The following is an 18,977-nucleotide window of genomic DNA, read 5'->3' on the forward strand; positions in this document are numbered from 1 at the left end:
GTGACCACGCAAGGAACTCCATGAAGCAAAAGCGGACTCTCGGAACGCCTCGGTTGCTGGGCATCGTCTGGCCATTCATTGCCGTCGTGTTGTTTCAGGCCTTGCTGGGGGGCGTGAGTCTTTACGTCCTGTCGGCCGTTCGCGGGTATGTGGCGGGCGAGAGCCTCTGGTCCAAGGGCCAGAAAGACGCGATCTATTACCTCAACCTGTATGCCGACAGCCGTGACGAGGCGATTTACCTCAAATACCAGAACGCGATCGCCGTGCCTCAGGGCGGCCATCAGTTGCGCCTGGCCCTGGACAAGCAACCTCCCGACCTGCAAGCGGCGCGCGAGGGCATCCTCAAGGGCGGCAACCACCCGGATGATGTCTCCAGCCTGATCTGGCTGTACCTGAACTTCCGCCACTTCAGCTATCTGGAAACCGCCATCGACCGCTGGACGCTGGGCGACGCTTATCTGGTGGAGCTCGATGACGTGGCGCAGGAGATGCACCGGCGTATCACGGCCAATGCCGCCACCGATGCGGATATCCGGCGCTGGAAGGACCGGATCTTTGCAATCAACGATGGCGTGACACCCGCCGCCAAGGCCTTCAGCGATGCCCTGGGCGAAGGTTCGCGGGTAATCCTGCGTCTGCTGCTGTTCACCAACCTCGCCACGGCGTTGGGCCTGATCGTCCTGGCGCTGTTGCGCACCCGCAAACTGCTCAAACAGCGGCATGCCTTTGCCGAAGCCCTGCAGCTGGAAAAGGACCGGGCCCATATCACCCTGCAATCGATTGGTGACGGGGTGATTACCACGGATGTGAGCGGTGCAATCGAATACATGAACCCGGCCGCCGAGGCCTTGACCCACTGGAAGGCTGAGCAGGCTGCCGGCCTGCCGCTGGCGGCGCTGTTCAATCTGCTGGATGACAACGCCCAGACCGAAGGGCTGACCCTGATCGAACACATTCTGAGCGGCCAGCTCAGCGGTGGTAGCGAGCACTCGAAGCTGATCCAGCGGCTCGACGGCAGCACAGTATCGGTGACCCTGGTCGGGGCACCGATCCGCAATGCCGGCAAGGTCAGCGGGACGGTGCTGGTGCTGCATGACATGACCCAGGAGCGGCAATACATCGCCAATCTGTCGTGGCAGGCCACCCACGACGCGTTGACCGGCCTGGCCAACCGCCGCGAGTTCGAATATCGCCTCGAACAGGCTTTGCACAATCTGACCCGGCAACCAGGGCGGCATGCGCTGATGTTCCTCGATCTCGATCAGTTCAAACTGGTCAACGACACCTGCGGGCATGCGGCGGGCGATGAGTTGCTGCGGCATATCTGTGCGTTGCTGCAATCCGGCCTGCGCGAGGGCGACACACTGGCGCGGTTGGGGGGCGACGAATTCGGCATTTTGCTGGAGAACTGCGCACCGGAGGCGGCCGAGAAGATCGCCGAAGGGCTGCGTCAGACGGTGCAGAATCTGCATTTCGTGTGGAAGGGGCGGCCGTTCCTGACCACCGTCAGCATTGGGCTGGTGCATGTCGCGCAAACCCCGACCACCCTCGAAGCCTCGCTGCGGGCGGCGGACATGGCCTGCTACATGGCCAAGGAAAAGGGCCGCAACCGGGTGCAGGTCTACCATGCCGACGACTCGGAGCTATCCCTGCGTTTCGGCGAGATGGCCTGGGTGCAGCGCCTGCACATGGCCCTGGAGGAAAACCGCTTCTGTCTCTATGCCCAGGAAATCGCCCCGTTGGGGTCGGTTGCCGGCGGTGCCGGCGGGCACATCGAAATTCTGCTGCGCCTGCATGACGAAGCGGGGCGGATGATTCTGCCGGACAGCTTCATACCGGCAGCCGAGCGTTATGGTTTGATGACTTCGCTGGATCGCTGGGTTGTGCAGAATGTATTTAAGGTCATTGCTCAATGTATTAACGAAGAGTGCGAACGGCCTCTGGCAATGTGTGCGATTAATCTTTCAGGCATTACTATCGGAGATGACGCGTTCTTGCACTTTCTGCGGGAACAGTTTGATAACTATTCCGTTCCGCCTGAAATGATTTGTTTTGAAATTACAGAAACCAGCGCCATTGCAAATCTTGGCAGTGCCATCCGATTTATTAATGAACTCAAAGGCTTGGGTTGTTACTTCTCGCTGGATGATTTTTGCGCCGGAATGTCTTCATTCGCTTATTTGAAACATTTGCCTGTAGACTTCCTGAAGATCGACGGGAGTTTCGTAAAGGATATGCTGGACGACCCGATTAACCGCGCTATGGTCGAAGTGATCAACCACATCGGGCATGTCATGGGTAAGCAGACAATTGCGGAGTTTGTCGAAACAGCCCAGATCGAGCAGGCATTGCTTGAAATCGGCGTGGATTACGCTCAGGGTTATGTCATCGAACGCCCGCAATTGTTTACCTGCGACAGTTTGCAAAGTCGGCCCGCCAGACCGCAGCCGCTGTTGTTCAAGGCGCCTGGCACGTTCCGTTGAAGTCTCTTGCCGATCCTTACAATCACAAATCAAAAGGAGCCGAACAGTGATCGACACATTCAACCGAACCGGACCACTCATGGAAGCTGCAAGTTATCCTGCCTGGGCACAACAGTTGATCCAGGACTGCAGCGAGAGCAAACGCCGGGTTGTCGAACATGAACTTTACCTGCGCATGCGTGATAACAAGCTCAGCGCCAGGACCATGCGCCAGTACCTGATCGGGGGCTGGCCTGTCGTTGAGCAATTTGCGTTGTACATGGCGCAGAATCTCACCAAAACCAAATTCGCCCGTCACCCGGGTGAAGACATGGCGCGGCGTTGGCTGATGCGCAACATCCGCGTCGAACTCAATCACGCCGATTACTGGTTGAACTGGAGCCGAGCCCATGGCGTAAGTCTGGAAGACCTGCAGGCCCAGCAAGTGCCGCCGGAGTTGCACGCACTGAGTCACTGGTGCTGGCACACCAGTTCGGCGGATTCGCTGATCGTGGCCATTGCCGCCACCAACTATGCGATCGAAGGCGCGACCGGGGAGTGGTCGGCGCTGGTCTGCTCGACCGGTGTGTATGCCGCCGCGTTCCCTGAAGAGGATCGCAAGCGGGCGATGAAGTGGCTGAAGATGCACGCCCAGTACGATGACGCCCACCCCTGGGAGGCGCTGGAAATCATCTGCACCCTGGCTGGCATGAACCCGAGCAAAGCCCTGCAAACCGAGTTGCGTCAGGCTGTGTGCAAGAGCTACGACTACATGTACCTGTTCCTTGAACGCTGCATGCAGTTGGAGTTGACGGAGCGGGTGCTGGTCGGGCGCGAGCGGCGGGCGCTGGTCGAGAGCTAGTCCGACGACCTCAATGAAAAACGGGAGCCCATGTGCTCCCGTTTTTGTCTGGCAGAGTCAGTTCAGCCGGCCATTGTCAGGCGATTGCGCCCTTCGCGTTTGGCCACGTACAACGCGCTGTCGGCCCGGCGCAGCAGGCTGTCGGCGGACTCGCCCGGCAGCAGGGTCGAGCAACCAAGGCTCACGGTCAGTTCGATCAACTGGCCATCGGCGTAATAGTCCTGGGCCTGTGCTGCATACCGCAGGCGTTCGCCGACCATCGCGGCGGCTTCGCGGCTGGTGTTGGACAGCAGAATCAAAAACTCTTCCCCGCCGTAGCGGAACACCATGTCGACGTTGCGCAACTGGTCCTTGATCGACGCTGCGACGGCTTTGAGCACTTCATCGCCGGCCGTGTGACCATGGCTGTCGTTGACCTGCTTGAAATGGTCGATGTCCAGCATCAGCAGTGACAGCGGTTGCAGGTGTCGACGGGACATCTCGATTTCCCGCTGCAGGGTCTGCTCCATGGCGATGCGGTTGCCGGCGCCGGTCAATGGATCGCGCAGGGCAGTCTGCGTCGCAACGCGGTAGAGCAGCGCATTGCGCATCGGGTAAAGCAGGGACGACAGAAGCGATTCCAGATTGCCCAGTTCCTGCTCGCTGAAGCGCTGGTTGCGGCGGAACACCAGCTCGCCCATGTGCTCGCCGTCGTGGCTGAGGCTGTAGCTGGCCGAGTGATGACCGCGGGCACCGAACTCCAGGCGCAAGTCACTGCCGCTGTGCACGTAGCTCAAGGCATCGAGCGGTACCAGGCGCTGAACTTCGCGGAAAAACAGACCCAGGATGCGTTGAGGCTCAAGGCTGGTTTGCAGTTGCAGGCTCATTTGCTGGCGCAATTGCGCCAGGCTGACAGGTCGCTGCAGCAGCGGAGGCAGCTGACCAAAGCCCAGGCGTTGCAATTTGGCACTGTCGAAGTCAATTGCAGTGGTCTGGGAGGGTGATTTCATATGGCGTGAGCCCCTAAGCAGTAAGTCTGTCTTACAGGCTGGGTGAGAGCGGCTATGGGCTGCGCGTCATACTGATCCATCAGTCCCGTAGGACATTTGGCACAAGTTTAGTCTGCCCGATGACGATTAGTCAGCTATCGAAATCAGGCCTTGCCCGACTGCCTTCACTCGGCGTGCTTTGAGGGAATGTAGAGCGAAAGTCGTGCCACTCAGTTCAGGTTTTATTAAAACCGTTGTGAATCAAAGAGTTGAATTTATAGCTTGAAATCGAGTGGTGGTAATTTGACTGAAACGGGCCTGCGCAAAGCGGCAAATGTATGCCGCGACGGGAATCCGCCGCGGCAACAAAAGCGACGTATGGCATTACTGGGCGTTGAATGCCTGGCCGTTGATGCCCGTGCTGTCCGGACCCATCAGGTACAGATAGACCGGCATGATCTCTTCCGGCGTCGGGTTGTTCAGCGGGTTTTCCCCCGGGTACGCCTGGGCGCGCATGCTGGTGCGGGTGCCGCCCGGGTTGATGCTGTTGGAGCGTACCGGCGCCACGCCGTCGACTTCATCAGCCAGGGTCTGCATCAAACCTTCGGTGGCAAACTTGGAGACGCCATAGGCGCCCCAGTAGGCGCGTCCCTTGCGGCCAACGCTGCTGGAGGTGAACACCACCGAGGCGTCCTGCGACAGTTTGAGCAGCGGCAGCAGGGTGCTGGTCAGCATGAACATCGCATTGACGTTGACCTGCATGACGCGCATGAAGTTTTCACCGGACAACTGCTCGATCGGCGTGCGCGGACCAATGATCGAGGCGTTGTGCAGCAGGCCGTCGAGGTGGCCGAACTCGGATTCGATCATCGCTGCCAGCTCATCGTATTGATGGGGCAGGGCGGTTTCGAGGTTGAAGGGAATAACCGCCGGCTGCGGATGCCCGGCCGCTTCAATCTCGTCGTAGACCTGGGTCAGGTTGGCTTCGGTCTTGCCCAGCAACAGCACGGTCGCGCCGTGGGCCGCGTAGGTTTTCGCGGCGGCGGCGCCGATGCCGCGCCCGGCACCGGTGACCAGAATGACCCGATCCTTGAGCAATTCGGGGCGAGCGGAATAATCAAACATAAAAAACCTCTAATCCATTAACTTCTGATCGTTCCCACGACCGGCATGGGAATGGAGCGGGCACGAATCAGCAACTGCACAGAGCGTTATCGATCACCTTGCGCAGCTCCTGCGGATGATCCACCACTACGTCCGCGCCCCAGTGCCGCGGATTGTCGTCCGGGTGAATGTAGCCATAGGTCACGGCGGCAGTCTTGGTGCCCGCGTCACGGCCGGATTCGATATCGCGCAGATCATCGCCCACAAACAGAACGGTCGACGGATCCAGATCAAGCATCTTGCAGGCAAGGTTCAGCATCTCGGGATCCGGTTTGCTGTTCTTCACGTGATCCGGGCAGATCAGCAAGGCCGAGCGCTCGGCCAGCCCCAGTTGCTGCATGATCGGTTCGGCGAAGCGCAGCGGCTTGTTGGTGACCACGCCCCAGATGAGGTTGGCTTTCTCGATATCGGCCAGCAGCTCGCCCATGCCGTCGAACAGCTTGCTGTGCACGGCGCAGCCGGCGAGGTAGCGCTCGAGGAACTCAAGGCGCAACTCCTCGAAGCCCGGCGACTCCGGATCCATCGAGAACGTCACCGCGACCATGGCCTTGGCGCCGCCGGAGATCTCGTCGCGGATATGCTTGTCGTTCATCGGCGGCAAACCGCGATCCGCGCGCATCGCCTGGCAAATCGCGATGAAATCCGGCGCGGTGTCGAGCAGGGTGCCGTCCATGTCGAAAAGGACTGCTCTGATGGCCATCGGCTTATTCCTCGCGCAGGGTCTGGATCATGTAGTTGACGTCAACGTCCGCCGCCAGCTTGTAGTGCTTGGTCAGCGGGTTGTAGGTCAGGCCGATGATGTCCTTGACGGTGAGGCCGGCCATGCGGCTCCAGGCGCCGAGCTCGGACGGGCGGATGAATTTCTTGAAGTCGTGGGTGCCGCGCGGCAGCAGCTTCATGATGTATTCGGCGCCGACGATGGCGAACAGGTACGCCTTCGGGTTGCGGTTGATGGTGGAGAAGAACACCTGGCCGCCAGGCTTGACCATGCGGAAGCAGGCGCGAATCACCGACGATGGATCCGGTACGTGTTCGAGCATTTCCAGGCAGGTGACGACGTCGAACTGCTCGGGCATTTCTTCGGCCAGAGCTTCGGCAGTGATCTGCCGGTACTCGACGTTCACGCCGGATTCCAGCTGATGCAGTTGTGCGACCGCCAGCGGCGCTTCGCCCATGTCGATGCCGGTCACGGTCGCGCCGCGCTGGGCCATGGCTTCGCTGAGAATGCCGCCGCCGCAGCCGACGTCGAGGACTTTCTTGCCGGCCAGGTTGACGCGCTCGTCAATCCAGTTGACCCGCAGCGGGTTGATGTCGTGCAGCGGTTTGAACTCGCTTTCGCGGTCCCACCAGCGATGGGCCAGTGCTTCGAATTTGGCGATTTCGGCGTGGTCGACGTTGCTCATGATTCAATCCTCTAAAACTTGAAAAAGGCTGTAGCCCCGGAGTTTGCCCCGGGGTGTTTACGATTCGGTGTGGCCGCTGATGCGTCTGCCCCAGGCCCGGGCGGTTTCGCCGAGCTGTTGTTCGTCGAGGCGCGTCAGGCGCCGGTCGTCGAGCAACTGCTTGCCGGCGACCCACAGGTGTTTCACGCAGTCCCGGCCGGTGGCGTAAATAAGTTGCGAGACCGGGTCATAGACCGGTTGCTGGGCCAGACCGGACAGGTCGAAGGCGACAATGTCCGCGGCCTTGCCGAGTTCCAGGGAGCCTGTCTCGGCTTCGATCCCCAAGGCCCGGGCGCCGTTCAGCGTGGCCATGCGCAGCGCCCGATGGGCGTCCAGCGCAGTGGCGGAACCGGCGACAGCTTTGGCCAGCAGCGCAGCGGTGCGGGTTTCGCCCAGCAGGTCCAGATCATTGTTGCTCGCCGCGCCATCGGTGCCGACCGCCACGTTGACCCCGGCCTGCCACAGGCGTTCTACCGGGCAGAAGCCGCTGGCCAGTTTCAGGTTCGACTCCGGGCAGTGGATCACGCTGGTGTTGCTTTCTACCAGCAACGCCAGGTCGTCATCGCTGATCTGGGTCATGTGCACGGCCTGGAAGCGCGGGCCGAGCAGGCCCAGTCGGCCGAGGCGGGCCAGCGGACGTTCGCCGTGCTGTTCGACCGCTTGCTGCACTTCGAAGGCGGTCTCGTGGACGTGCATGTGGATCGAAGCGTCCAGCTCCTCGGCGATCACGCGGATTTTTTCCAGGTTCTCATCACCAACGGTGTAGGGTGCATGAGGGCCGAAAGTGATCTTGATGCGTTCGTGGTGCTTCAGGTCGCCGAACAGTTCGACGCCCTGACGAATGGCTTCATCGGCGCTGGCGGCGCCCGGAATCGGGAAATCGAGGATCGGAATGGCGATCTGCGCACGGATTCCGCTGTTGTGCACGCGCTCGCTGGCAACCTTCGGGAAGAAATACATGTCCGAAAAACAGGTGATGCCACCTTTTATCTGCTCGGCGATGGCCAGGTCGGTGCCGTCACGCACGAAATCTTCATCGACCCATTTGCCCTCGGCCGGCCAGATGTGGTTTTCCAGCCAGGTCATCAACGGCAGATCGTCGGCGAGGCCGCGGAACAGGGTCATGGCGGCATGGCCGTGAGCGTTGATCAGGCCGGGGCTGAGCAGCACGTCCGGCAATTCGCGGACTTCGGCGGCGTTACACTTCAAGGCTTCGGCGCGCGGGCCGATGAACACGATGCGACCGTCGCGGATGCCCAGGCCATGCTCCTTGAGCACAACGCCTGCGGGTTCGACGGGTACCAGCCAGGTCGGCAGCAATAATAAGTCGAGCGCAATGGCAGGTTTCGGCATCGAGGGTCGGTTCCAGTGCTTTTGTAAAGGATGGCGAAGTATACCCGAGCGTCTTCGCGGGGGGATCGCTATAATCGGCGGCTTTTGTTCATGAGTGCGGGGTGAGGGATGCGCGATCGACTGTTGGCTGCGGAGAAAGTGAAGGCCATCGATTGGCGTGATGGCGCGCTCCACCTGCTGGATCAGCGCGTTTTGCCGTTCGAGGAAAACTGGATCGCCTACACCAGCGCCGCCGGCGTGGCCGAAGCGATTCGCTCGATGGTGGTGCGCGGTGCGCCGGCCATCGGCATCAGTGCCGCCTACGGCATCGTGCTGGCGGCCCGTGCCCGGATCGCCGAAGGTGGCGACTGGTATGCGGCGCTGGAAGAGGATTTCATGCTGCTGGCCGATTCCCGCCCGACGGCGGTCAATCTGTTCTGGGCGTTGAACCGCATGCACGACCGGCTGGATCGCCTGAAGGACAACGCCGATCCGCTGGAAGCGCTCGAAGCCGAGGCCATCGCCATTCATGAAAGCGATCGCGAAGCCAACCTGACCATGGCCCAGCTCGGCGTCGACCTGATCCGCAAACATCAGGGCAACGCCCAGGCGATTCTGACCCACTGCAATACCGGTGCCCTGGCCACCGGCGGTTTCGGCACGGCGCTTGGGGTGATCCGCGCCGCCTTTATCGAGGGAATGGTCGAGCGCGTCTACGCCGACGAAACCCGTCCGTGGCTGCAGGGTTCGCGCCTGACCGCGTGGGAACTGGCCAACGAAGGCATTCCGGTGACCCTCAACGCCGACTCCGCCGCCGCGCACATCATGAAAACCAAGGGCGTGACCTGGGTGATCGTCGGCGCCGACCGCATCACCGCCAACGGCGACGTGGCGAACAAGATCGGCACCTATCAACTGGCGGTCAACGCCATGCACCACGGCGTGCGTTTCATGGTGGTGGCGCCGAGTTCGACCATCGACATGAACCTGGCCAGTGGTGATGACATCCCGATCGAAGAGCGCGACGGTGCCGAACTGCTGGAGGTCGGCGGCAAGCGTGTCGGGGCAGACGTGGAGGCGTTCAACCCGGTGTTTGACGTGACGCCGGCGGACCTGATCGATGCGATCGTCACCGAAAAAGGCATCGTCGAACGCCCGGATACCGCGAAAATGGCGCAGTTGATGTGCCGCAAGCGCCTGCATTAAGGGTGTTCATCGCCCGGTAAGCTGCCATCGCTCCCACAGGTTTTGTGCCAGACATGGCCTCGGTGGGAGCTGGCTTGCCAGCGATGAGGCCCTGAAAGTCAATAAACATCCGCAATTTCGTCTCGAAATTTGCATTCGGAGAAGCTCTGAGCCTCTCTCGTCCCCGTTAAGCCTGTCATCGGTCATCTAACTATGCTCCATGCGCATCTGGGGGATAGGTGCGTGGCGGCTCTTGTGATAACATCCGGCGTTTTCCGAGGCAGTCCCACGGGGTTGTCTTCACTGCGCAAATCCAGGGTCAACTTGTCGATTTGTCGTAAGTCGGCGCATGGCACTCGGCCTGCATCGACGAGCTTCGTGCGTCCCCTATGGATATGGCGAAGTTTCACCAGAAAAAGGAATCAGGCTTCTCATGGGCGAACTGGCCAAAGAAATCCTCCCGGTCAATATCGAAGACGAGCTGAAACAGTCCTATCTCGATTACGCGATGAGCGTGATCGTCGGCCGTGCACTGCCGGATGCGCGCGATGGCTTGAAGCCCGTGCACCGTCGCGTGCTGTTCGCGATGAGCGAGCTGGGCAACGACTTCAACAAGCCGTACAAGAAATCTGCCCGTGTCGTCGGTGACGTGATCGGTAAGTATCACCCGCACGGTGATACCGCGGTGTACGACACCATCGTCCGTATGGCCCAGCCATTCTCGCTGCGTTATCTGCTGGTGGACGGTCAGGGCAACTTCGGTTCGGTGGACGGCGACAACGCCGCGGCCATGCGATACACCGAAGTGCGCATGACCAAGCTGGCGCACGAGCTGCTGGCCGACCTGCACAAGGAAACCGTGGACTGGGTGCCGAACTACGACGGCACCGAACTGATCCCGGCGGTCATGCCGACCCGCGTGCCGAACCTGCTGGTCAACGGTTCCAGCGGTATCGCCGTGGGCATGGCGACCAACATTCCGCCGCACAACCTCGGTGAAGTCATCGACGGTTGCCTGGCCCTCATCGACAACCCCGAGCTGACTGTCGATGAGCTGATGCAATACATCCCCGGTCCGGACTTCCCGACCGCCGCGATCATCAACGGTCGCGCCGGCATCATCGAAGCCTACCGCACCGGCCGTGGCCGCATTTACATGCGTGCCCGTTCGATCATCGAAGACATCGACAAGGTCGGTGGCCGTCAGCAGATCGTCATCACCGAACTCCCTTACCAGCTGAACAAGGCGCGTCTGATCGAGAAGATCGCCGAGCTGGTAAAAGAGAAGAAACTCGAAGGCATCACCGAACTGCGCGACGAGTCCGACAAGGACGGTATGCGCGTCGTGATCGAACTGCGTCGCGGCGAAGTGCCTGAGGTGATCCTCAACAACCTCTACGCCCAGACCCAGCTGCAGTCGGTATTCGGCATCAACATCGTTGCGCTGATCGACGGTCGTCCGCGGATCCTGAACCTCAAGGATCTGCTGGAAGCCTTCGTCCGTCACCGTCGTGAAGTGGTTACCCGCCGTACCGTATTCGAACTGCGCAAGGCCCGCGAGCGTGGTCACATCCTCGAAGGCCAGGCTGTCGCCCTGTCGAACATCGACCCGGTGATCGCGCTGATCAAGGCTTCGCCGACTCCGTCGGAAGCCAAGGAAGCACTGGTCAGCACGCCGTGGGAATCCAGCGCGGTGATGACCATGGTCGAGCGCGCCGGTGCCGATTCGTGCCGTCCGGAAAACCTCGATCCGCAATACGGTCTGCGCGACGGCAAGTACTTCCTGTCGCCGGAACAGGCGCAAGCCATTCTGGAGCTGCGTCTGCACCGTCTGACCGGCCTGGAACACGAAAAGCTGCTGGCCGAGTATCAAGAGATCCTCAACCAGATCGGCGAGCTGATCCGCATCCTCAACAGCGCCACGCGCCTGATGGAAGTGATCCGCGAAGAGCTGGAAGTGATCCGTGCCGAATACGGCGACGTGCGCCGCACCGAGATTCTCGATGCACGCCTCGACCTGACCCTGGGCGACATGATCCCGGAAGAAGAGCGCGTCGTGACCATCTCCCACGGTGGTTATGCCAAGACCCAGCCACTGGCTGCGTACCAGGCTCAGCGTCGTGGCGGTAAAGGCAAGTCGGCAACCGGCGTGAAGGATGAGGACTACATCGCTCACCTGCTGGTCGCCAACAGCCACACCACGCTGCTGCTGTTCTCCAGCAAGGGCAAGGTGTACTGGCTCAAGACCTACGAGATTCCGGAAGCGTCCCGCGCCGCCCGTGGTCGTCCGCTGGTCAACCTGCTGCCGCTGGATGACGGTGAATACATCACCACCATGCTGCCGGTCGATCTCGAAGCCATGAAGCGTCAGGCTGATGAAGAAGAAGTCGAAGGCGCCGAGGCAGATGTAGAAGACATCGAAAACAGCAACGAAACCGAAGAAGAGCGCCGCGCGCGCATCAAGGCTGCCGACCGCAAGAAGGCACCGTTCATCTTCATGTCGACCGCCAACGGTACCGTCAAGAAGACCCCGCTGGTGGCCTTCAGCCGTCAGCGCAGCGTCGGTCTGATCGCGCTGGAGCTGGACGAGGGCGACATCCTGATCTCCGCTGCCATCACCGATGGCGAGCAGGAAATCATGCTGTTCTCCGACGGCGGCAAGGTGACTCGCTTCAAGGAATCCGAAGTCCGCGCCATGGGTCGTACCGCTCGCGGTGTGCGTGGCATGCGTCTGCCGGAAGGGCAGAAACTGATTTCCATGCTGATCCCGGAAGAGGGCAGCCAGATCCTGACGGCTTCCGAGCGTGGCTACGGCAAGCGCACGGCGATCACCGAGTTCCCTGAATACAAGCGTGGCGGTCAGGGCGTTATCGCCATGGTCAGCAACGAGCGTAACGGCCGTCTGGTCGGTGCGGTTCAGGTGCAGGACGGTGAAGAGATCATGCTGATTTCCGACCAGGGCACGCTGGTGCGTACCCGTGTCGACGAAGTCTCCAGCCTGGGTCGTAACACCCAGGGCGTGACCCTGATCAAGCTGGCCAAGGATGAAACCCTGGTCGGTCTGGAACGGGTCCAGGAGCCGTCGGAAGTCGAGGGTGAAGAGTTTGAAGGTGAAGATGGTGTCGAACTGGAAGAAGGCGTGATCGGCGCCGAACCGGACGATGCGGTCGACAACCTGCAGGCGGACGCCGCAGACGAAGAAGAGTCGCAAGACTAACCAAATCGTAGCAGGGCAGAGTGTTTGCTCTGTCCGCTACCGTGATTGCATAGCGAGAGTGGATGTGAGCAAACGAGCCTTTAACTTCTGCGCAGGTCCCGCTGCGCTGCCTGAAGCTGTCCTGTTGCGTGCCCAGTCCGAGATGCTCGACTGGCACGGCAAGGGCCTGTCGGTCATGGAAATGAGCCATCGTAGCGACGACTACGTGGCCATCGCCGAAAAAGCCGAACAGGACCTGCGCGATCTGCTGTCCATCCCCTCCAACTACAAAGTGCTGTTCCTGCAGGGCGGCGCAAGCCAGCAGTTCGCCGAGATTCCGCTGAACCTGCTACCCGAGAACGGCACTGCCGACTATGTCGAGACCGGCATCTGGTCGAAAAAAGCCATCGAGGAAGCGCGTCGCTTCGGCAACATCAACGTTGCCGCCAGCGCCAAGCCTTATGACTACCTGGCCATTCCTGGCCAGAACGAATGGAAGCTGACCCCGGGTGCGTCCTATCTGCACTATGCGTCCAACGAAACCATCGGCGGCCTGCAGTTTGACTGGGTTCCCGAGGCCGGTGACGTTCCGCTGGTGGTCGACATGTCCTCCGATATCCTCTCGCGTCCGATCGATGTGTCGCAGTACGGCCTGATCTACGCCGGTGCGCAGAAGAACATCGGCCCGAGCGGTCTGGTTGTAGTGATCGTCCGTGAAGACCTGTTGGGTCGCGCCCGCAGTTCGTGCCCGACCATGCTCGACTACAAGATCTCGGCCGACAACGGTTCGATGTACAACACCCCGGCCACATATTCCTGGTACCTCTCGGGCCTCGTTTTCGAGTGGCTCAAGGAGCAGGGCGGTGTCGCCGCGATGGAGCAGCGCAACAAGGCGAAGAAAGATCGCCTGTACGGCTTCATCGACAACAGCGACTTCTACACCAACCCGATCAGCGTCAATGCCCGCTCCTGGATGAACGTGCCGTTCCGCCTGGCTGACGAGCGTCTGGACAAGGCATTCCTGGCCGGCGCCGATGCTCGTGGCCTGCTCAACCTCAAGGGTCATCGTTCGGTCGGCGGCATGCGTGCCTCGATCTACAACGCTCTGGGCCTGGAGGCGGTTGAAGCGCTGGTTGGCTACATGGCTGAGTTCGAGAAGGAGCATTCCTGATGTCCGAGCAGGAACTCAAGGCGCTGCGCGTTCGCATCGATAACCTTGATGAGAAGATCCTCCAACTGATCAGCGATCGCGCGCGCTGCGCCGAAGAGGTTGCCCGGGTCAAGATGGCCAGTCTGGCCGAGGGCGAGCAGCCGGTGTTCTATCGTCCCGAGCGTGAGGCGCAGGTCCTCAAGCGCGTGATGGAGCGCAACAAGGGGCCGCTGGGCAACGAAGAGATGGCGCGGCTGTTCCGCGAAATCATGTCTTCGTGCCTCGCCCTCGAGAACCCGCTGAAAGTGGCTTATCTGGGGCCTGAGGGCACCTTCACGCAAGCGGCGGCCATGAAACACTTCGGTCACGCGGTGATCAGCAAGCCAATGGCGGCGATCGATGAAGTGTTCCGCGAAGTGGCGGCCGGTGCGGTGAATTTTGGCGTGGTGCCGGTGGAGAACTCCACCGAAGGCGCGGTCAACCACACCCTCGACAGCTTCCTCGAGCACGACATGGTGATTTGTGGCGAAGTCGAGTTGCGGATTCACCATCATCTGCTGGTCGGTGAAAACACCAAGACCGACAGCATCAGCCGGATCTATTCCCACGCCCAGTCGCTGGCCCAGTGCCGCAAATGGCTGGATGCTCATTATCCGAATGTCGAGCGCGTGGCGGTGTCCAGCAACGCCGAGGCGGCCAAGCGGGTCAAGGGTGAGTGGAATTCGGCGGCGATCGCCGGTGACATGGCGGCCGGGCTGTACGGCCTGACCCGTCTGGCCGAGAAGATCGAGGATCGTCCGGACAACTCCACGCGCTTCCTGATGATCGGTAACCAGGAAGTGCCGCCGACCGGCGACGACAAGACGTCGATCATCGTGTCCATGAGCAACAAGCCCGGCGCGCTCCATGAGCTGCTGGTGCCGTTCCATGACAACGGGATCGACCTGACCCGGATCGAAACCCGGCCGTCGCGCAGCGGCAAATGGACCTACGTGTTCTTCATCGACTTCGTCGGCCATCATCGTGATCCGCTGATCAAAGGTGTACTGGAAAAGATCAGTCAGGAAGCAGTAGCACTCAAGGTGCTGGGTTCCTACCCGAAAGCAGTTCTCTAAGGGGTGGTAGCAAATGAGTGGCAACTTCCTCGCTCTGGCACAGCCGGGCGTGCAACAACTTTCGCCATACGTTCCGGGCAAGCCCGTGGACGAACTGGCGCGCGAGCTGGATCTGGATCCGGCGAGCATCGTCAAACTGGCGAGCAACGAAAACCCGCTGGGTGCGAGCCCGAAAGCGCTGACCGCGATCCGCGAGGCGCTGGACGAGCTGACCCGTTATCCGGACGGTAACGGTTTTGCCCTGAAATCCCTGCTGGCCGAGCAGTGTCGTGTCGAGCTGAATCAGGTGACCCTGGGCAACGGCTCCAACGACATTCTCGAGCTGGTGGCGCGCGCCTACCTGGCGCCGGGCCTGAACGCGGTGTTCAGTGAGCACGCGTTCGCGGTCTACCCGATCGCGACCCAGGCGGTCGGCGCTCAGGCCAAAGTGGTTCCGGCCAAGGATTGGGGGCATGACTTGCCAGCGATGCTGGCCGCCATCGACGCCAACACCCGCGTCGTGTTCATCGCCAACCCGAACAACCCGACCGGTACCTGGTTCGGCGCCGAAGCGCTGGACGAGTTCCTGCAGGACGTACCGGAGCACGTGCTGGTGGTGCTGGACGAGGCTTACATCGAATACGCCGAAGGCAGCGATCTGCCGGATGGTCTGGATTTCCTCGCGGCTTACCCGAATCTGCTGGTCTCGCGCACCTTCTCCAAGGCCTACGGTCTGGCGGCGCTGCGCGTTGGTTATGGCCTCTCCACTCCGGTAGTGGCGGACGTGCTGAACCGCGTACGGCAACCGTTCAACGTCAACAGCCTGGCCTTGGCTGCGGCGTGTGCGGCGCTGAAGGACGAGGAATACCTGGCGCAGAGCCGTCAGCTCAACGAGTCCGGCATGCAACAGCTGGAAGCGGGTTTCCTCGAGTTGGGCCTGAGCTGGATTCCGTCCAAGGGCAACTTTATCTGTGTCGACCTCGGCCAAGTGGCGGCTCCGGTGTTCCAGGGCCTGCTGCGTGAAGGCGTGATCGTGCGTCCGGTGGCCAACTACGGCATGCCGAACCATCTGCGGGTGACTATCGGTCTGCCGGCGGAAAACAGCCGCTTCCTCGAAGCGCTGCGCAAGGTTCTGGCTCGTGGGTGATGTCACTGCGCTGCAATCTGCTGCACCTATGATCGGGCGCCTGGTGGTGGTCGGTCTGGGGTTGATCGGTGGTTCGTTTGCCAAAGGCTTGCGTGAAAGCGGCGTGTGCCGCGAAGTGGTCGGGGTCGATCTCGATCCGCAATCACGCAAGCTGGCGGTCGAGTTGGGTGTGGTGGATCGCTGCGAAGAGGATCTGGTGGCTGCCTGCCAGGGCGCGGACGTGATCCAGTTGGCGGTGCCGATCCTGGCCATGGAAAAAGTGCTGGCCCGTCTGGCCGGCATGGATCTGGGGCAAGCGATCCTGACGGACGTCGGCAGTGCCAAGGGCAATGTGGTGCGTGCGGCGAGCGAAGCGTTCGGCGGCATGCCGGCGCGCTTCGTGCCGGGTCATCCGATTGCCGGCTCCGAGCAGAGCGGGGTGGAAGCCTCCAACTCAGAGCTGTTTCGTCGTCACAAGGTGATACTGACCCCGCTGGAGCAGACCGATCCGGCTGCACTGGCGGTGGTCGATCGCCTGTGGCGCGAACTCGGTGCCGATGTCGAGCACATGCAGGTCGAGCGTCACGATGAAGTACTGGCGGCGACCAGTCATCTGCCGCACCTGCTGGCCTTTGGTCTGGTCGATTCGCTGGCCAAGCGCAATGAAAATCTTGAGATCTTCCGTTACGCTGCGGGCGGTTTTCGCGATTTCACAAGAATCGCCGGAAGCGACCCGGTCATGTGGCATGACATCTTTCTCGCCAATCGCGAGGCTGTCCTGCGCACACTCGATACATTTCGCAGCGACCTCGACGCCTTGCGCGACGCGGTCGATGCAGGGGATGGGCACCAATTGTTGGGCGTCTTCACGCGCGCCCGGGTTGCCCGCGAGCATTTCAGTAAAATCCTGGCCCGCAGGGCCTATGTGGACGCTATGAATTCCAACGATCTGATCTTCCTGGCTCAACCTGGTGGCCGCCTGTCCGGTCGGATTCGCGTACCGGGTGACAAATCGATTTCCCACCGTTCGATCATGCTCGGCTCCCTGGCTGAAGGCGTCACCGAAGTCGAAGGCTTCCTCGAGGGCGAAGACGCTCTGGCGACCTTGCAGGCGTTCCGCGACATGGGCGTGGTCATCGAAGGCCCGCATCATGGCCGCGTGACCATCCATGGTGTCGGCCTGCACGGCCTGAAACCTGCACCGGGCCCTATCTATCTGGGCAACTCCGGCACTTCGATGCGCCTGCTGTCCGGCCTGCTGGCCGCGCAGGACTTCGACAGCACCCTGACCGGTGACGCTTCGCTGTCCAAGCGTCCGATGAATCGCGTCGCCAACCCGCTGCGGGAAATGGGCGCCGTGATTGAAACCGCTGCCGAAGGTCGTCCGCCGATGACCATTCGTGGCGGTCACAAGCTCAAGGGCCTGACCTACACCATGCCGATGGCCAGTGCCCAGGTTAAATCCTGCCTGCTGCTGGCGGGTCTGTACGCCGAAGGCAAGACCACTGTGACTGAGCCGGCTCCGACTCGCGACCACACCGAGCGTATGTTGCGCGGCTTCGGTTATTCGGTGAGCGTCAACGGTGCCACGGCATCGGTTGAGTCCGGCGGCAAGCTGACCGCGACCCACATCGAAGTGCCGGGCGACATCTCGTCGTCGGCGTTCTTTCTGGTGGCAGCGTCGATCGCAGAAGGTTCGGAGCTGGTGCTCGAACACGTCGGCATCAACCCGACCCGCACCGGCGTGATCGACATCCTGCGCCTGATGGGTGCCGACATCACCCTGGAAAACCAGCGTGAAGTGGGTGGCGAGCCGGTTGCCGACCTGCGCGTGCGAGCAGCTAAACTCAAAGGTATCGAGATTCCGGAAGCGCTGGTCCCTCTGGCCATCGACGAGTTCCCGGTACTGTTCGTGGCGGCAGCCTGCGCCGAAGGGCGCACCGTACTGACCGGCGCCGAAGAGCTGCGGGTCAAGGAATCGGATCGTATCCAGGTCATGGCGGACGGTTTGCTGGCGCTGGGCGTCAAGTGCGAACCGACCCCGGACGGCATCATCATCGACGGCGGCCAGATCGGCGGCGGCGAAGTGCATGGTCATGGCGATCACCGCATCGCGATGGCTTTCAGCGTGGCCTCGTTGCGCGCCACTGCACCGATCCGCATCCATGATTGTGCCAACGTCGCGACATCGTTCCCGAACTTCCTGGCGCTGTGCGCGCAGGTCGGCATTCGTGTGGCGCAAGAGGCTCAGTCGTGAACAACATTGCTCCGGTCATCACCATCGATGGGCCAAGCGGCTCGGGCAAAGGTACCGTGGCCGGGATTCTGGCCAAGCGTCTGGGCTGGAATCTGCTGGACTCCGGCGCGCTGTATCGCCTGCTGGCGTTTGCTGCGCACAATCATGGTGTCGATCTGACCAATGAAGAGCTGCTGAAGAAACTGGCCGCTCATCTGGATGTACAGTTTATCGCGGCGACCGATGGTCAGTTGCAGCGCATCATTCTGGAAGGTGACGAAGTCAGCGATGTCATCCGCACCGAGAGCGTCGGTTCCGGCGCTTCCCAGGTGGCTGCGTTGCCGGCTGTGCGCGAGGCGCTGCTGCAGCGCCAGCGCGCGTTCCAGGAAACGCCGGGCCTGGTGGCCGATGGTCGTGACATGGGAACGGTGGTATTTCCGAATGCGCCGCTGAAGATTTTCCTGACCGCCAGTGCCGAGGAGCGGGCGCGCCGGCGATATTTGCAGTTGAAGGGCAAAGTCGAGGGTGTTAGTCTGTCGAGTCTGCTAGATGAGATCCGTGCGCGCGACGAGCGTGATACCCAGCGAGCGGTGGCCCCGCTCAAGCCGGCGGCCGACGCGATACAGCTGGATTCCACGGAGTTGTCCATCGATCAGGTGCTTGAACGCATCATGAGCGAGATCGCCATTCGCGATATCGCCGGGTGACCAAGAAGGCCGCAGGGGACCAGTCATAGTCCTGTGGTGCTTCTTTTTAATGA

At 61.3% G+C, this 18,977-nt stretch carries 14 protein-coding genes; 9 read left to right on the forward strand and 5 right to left on the reverse strand.

All coding sequences use genetic code 11. The annotated features are described in order from the left end of the window. Window positions 1-20: 20 nt before the first annotated feature. Complete coding sequence (locus tag M5B44_RS18995) at window positions 21-2,483, forward strand: EAL domain-containing protein (RefSeq protein WP_248740158.1); 2,463 nt, start codon at window positions 21-23, stop codon at window positions 2,481-2,483. A 79-nt stretch (window positions 2,484-2,562) separates the two neighbouring features. After that, complete coding sequence (locus tag M5B44_RS19000) at window positions 2,563-3,324, forward strand: iron-containing redox enzyme family protein (protein WP_263860234.1); 762 nt, start codon at window positions 2,563-2,565, stop codon at window positions 3,322-3,324. A 62-nt stretch (window positions 3,325-3,386) separates the two neighbouring features. Here the strand turns inward: M5B44_RS19000 and M5B44_RS19005 are convergent, their stop codons facing one another. From M5B44_RS19005 to M5B44_RS19025, 5 genes are all read right to left on the reverse strand, one after another. Continuing rightward, entirely contained in the window at window positions 3,387-4,313 is a 927-nt protein-coding gene (locus tag M5B44_RS19005; RefSeq protein ID WP_085710825.1) for a GGDEF domain-containing protein, read from the reverse strand. Between the two features lie 363 nt (window positions 4,314-4,676). Further along, the gene (locus tag M5B44_RS19010; RefSeq protein WP_085710824.1) at window positions 4,677-5,417 is read right to left on the reverse strand and encodes a YciK family oxidoreductase; all 741 of its coding nucleotides are present in this window, start codon (window positions 5,415-5,417) and stop codon (window positions 4,677-4,679) included. A 67-nt stretch (window positions 5,418-5,484) separates the two neighbouring features. Beyond that, complete coding sequence (mupP, locus tag M5B44_RS19015) at window positions 5,485-6,156, reverse strand: N-acetylmuramic acid 6-phosphate phosphatase MupP (protein WP_248740159.1); 672 nt, start codon at window positions 6,154-6,156, stop codon at window positions 5,485-5,487. A 4-nt stretch (window positions 6,157-6,160) separates the two neighbouring features. Continuing rightward, window positions 6,161-6,859, reverse strand: coding sequence for a bifunctional 2-polyprenyl-6-hydroxyphenol methylase/3-demethylubiquinol 3-O-methyltransferase UbiG (gene ubiG / locus M5B44_RS19020; protein ID WP_007950906.1), 699 nt, complete (start codon window positions 6,857-6,859; stop codon window positions 6,161-6,163). Window positions 6,860-6,916: 57 nt separating this feature from the next. After that, window positions 6,917-8,251: a TRZ/ATZ family hydrolase gene (locus M5B44_RS19025; RefSeq protein WP_248740160.1), complete on the reverse strand. Its 1,335-nt coding sequence runs from the start codon at window positions 8,249-8,251 to the stop codon at window positions 6,917-6,919. Between the two features lie 108 nt (window positions 8,252-8,359). Here M5B44_RS19025 and mtnA point away from each other — a divergent pair, with 108 nt between their 5' ends. From mtnA to cmk, 7 genes are all read left to right on the forward strand, one after another. Further along, the gene (gene mtnA, locus M5B44_RS19030; RefSeq protein ID WP_114884665.1) at window positions 8,360-9,436 is read left to right on the forward strand and encodes an S-methyl-5-thioribose-1-phosphate isomerase; all 1,077 of its coding nucleotides are present in this window, start codon (window positions 8,360-8,362) and stop codon (window positions 9,434-9,436) included. Window positions 9,437-9,848: 412 nt separating this feature from the next. Further along, window positions 9,849-12,632 (forward strand): DNA gyrase subunit A, encoded by a 2,784-nt coding sequence (gene gyrA, locus M5B44_RS19035; protein WP_248740161.1) that lies wholly within the window; start codon window positions 9,849-9,851, stop codon window positions 12,630-12,632. 64 nt (window positions 12,633-12,696) lie between these two features. Beyond that, window positions 12,697-13,782, forward strand: a complete 1,086-nt coding sequence (gene serC, locus M5B44_RS19040; protein ID WP_248740162.1) for a 3-phosphoserine/phosphohydroxythreonine transaminase — start codon at window positions 12,697-12,699, stop codon at window positions 13,780-13,782. Continuing rightward, window positions 13,782-14,876: a prephenate dehydratase gene (gene pheA, locus M5B44_RS19045; protein ID WP_007950913.1), complete on the forward strand. Its 1,095-nt coding sequence runs from the start codon at window positions 13,782-13,784 to the stop codon at window positions 14,874-14,876. The genes serC and pheA overlap by 1 nt, the downstream gene beginning before the upstream one ends. A 13-nt stretch (window positions 14,877-14,889) precedes the next feature. After that, on the forward strand, window positions 14,890-16,002 hold the full coding sequence (gene hisC / locus M5B44_RS19050; protein ID WP_248740163.1) for a histidinol-phosphate transaminase: 1,113 nt from the start codon (window positions 14,890-14,892) through the stop codon (window positions 16,000-16,002). Window positions 16,003-16,030: 28 nt separating this feature from the next. Continuing rightward, the gene (locus M5B44_RS19055; protein WP_248740261.1) at window positions 16,031-18,238 is read left to right on the forward strand and encodes a bifunctional prephenate dehydrogenase/3-phosphoshikimate 1-carboxyvinyltransferase; all 2,208 of its coding nucleotides are present in this window, start codon (window positions 16,031-16,033) and stop codon (window positions 18,236-18,238) included. Further along, a complete protein-coding gene (gene cmk / locus M5B44_RS19060; RefSeq protein WP_007950916.1) occupies window positions 18,235-18,924 on the forward strand; it encodes a (d)CMP kinase in 690 nt (229 codons plus the stop codon). The genes M5B44_RS19055 and cmk overlap by 4 nt, the downstream gene beginning before the upstream one ends. Window positions 18,925-18,977 lie beyond the last annotated feature (53 nt).

Source organism: Pseudomonas sp. MWU12-2029 (assembly GCF_023242425.1).
Lineage (GTDB): Bacteria > Pseudomonadota > Gammaproteobacteria > Pseudomonadales > Pseudomonadaceae > Aquipseudomonas > Aquipseudomonas kribbensis.

Bases quoted from the DNA above. Each gene is read 5' to 3' on its own strand.
- M5B44_RS18995 (WP_248740158.1), top strand. From the start codon at position 21: ATGAAGCAAAAGCGGACTCTCGGAACGCCTCGGTTGCTGGGCATCGTC.
- M5B44_RS19000 (WP_263860234.1), top strand. From the start codon at position 2,563: ATGGAAGCTGCAAGTTATCCTGCCTGGGCACAACAGTTGATCCAGGAC.
- M5B44_RS19005 (WP_085710825.1), bottom strand. From the start codon at position 4,313: ATGAAATCACCCTCCCAGACCACTGCAATTGACTTCGACAGTGCCAAA.
- M5B44_RS19010 (WP_085710824.1), bottom strand. From the start codon at position 5,417: ATGTTTGATTATTCCGCTCGCCCCGAATTGCTCAAGGATCGGGTCATT.
- mupP (WP_248740159.1), bottom strand. From the start codon at position 6,156: ATGGCCATCAGAGCAGTCCTTTTCGACATGGACGGCACCCTGCTCGAC.
- ubiG (WP_007950906.1), bottom strand. From the start codon at position 6,859: ATGAGCAACGTCGACCACGCCGAAATCGCCAAATTCGAAGCACTGGCC.
- M5B44_RS19025 (WP_248740160.1), bottom strand. From the start codon at position 8,251: ATGCCGAAACCTGCCATTGCGCTCGACTTATTATTGCTGCCGACCTGG.
- mtnA (WP_114884665.1), top strand. From the start codon at position 8,360: ATGCGCGATCGACTGTTGGCTGCGGAGAAAGTGAAGGCCATCGATTGG.
- gyrA (WP_248740161.1), top strand. From the start codon at position 9,849: ATGGGCGAACTGGCCAAAGAAATCCTCCCGGTCAATATCGAAGACGAG.
- pheA (WP_007950913.1), top strand. From the start codon at position 13,782: ATGTCCGAGCAGGAACTCAAGGCGCTGCGCGTTCGCATCGATAACCTT.
- hisC (WP_248740163.1), top strand. From the start codon at position 14,890: ATGAGTGGCAACTTCCTCGCTCTGGCACAGCCGGGCGTGCAACAACTT.
- M5B44_RS19055 (WP_248740261.1), top strand. From the start codon at position 16,031: ATGATCGGGCGCCTGGTGGTGGTCGGTCTGGGGTTGATCGGTGGTTCG.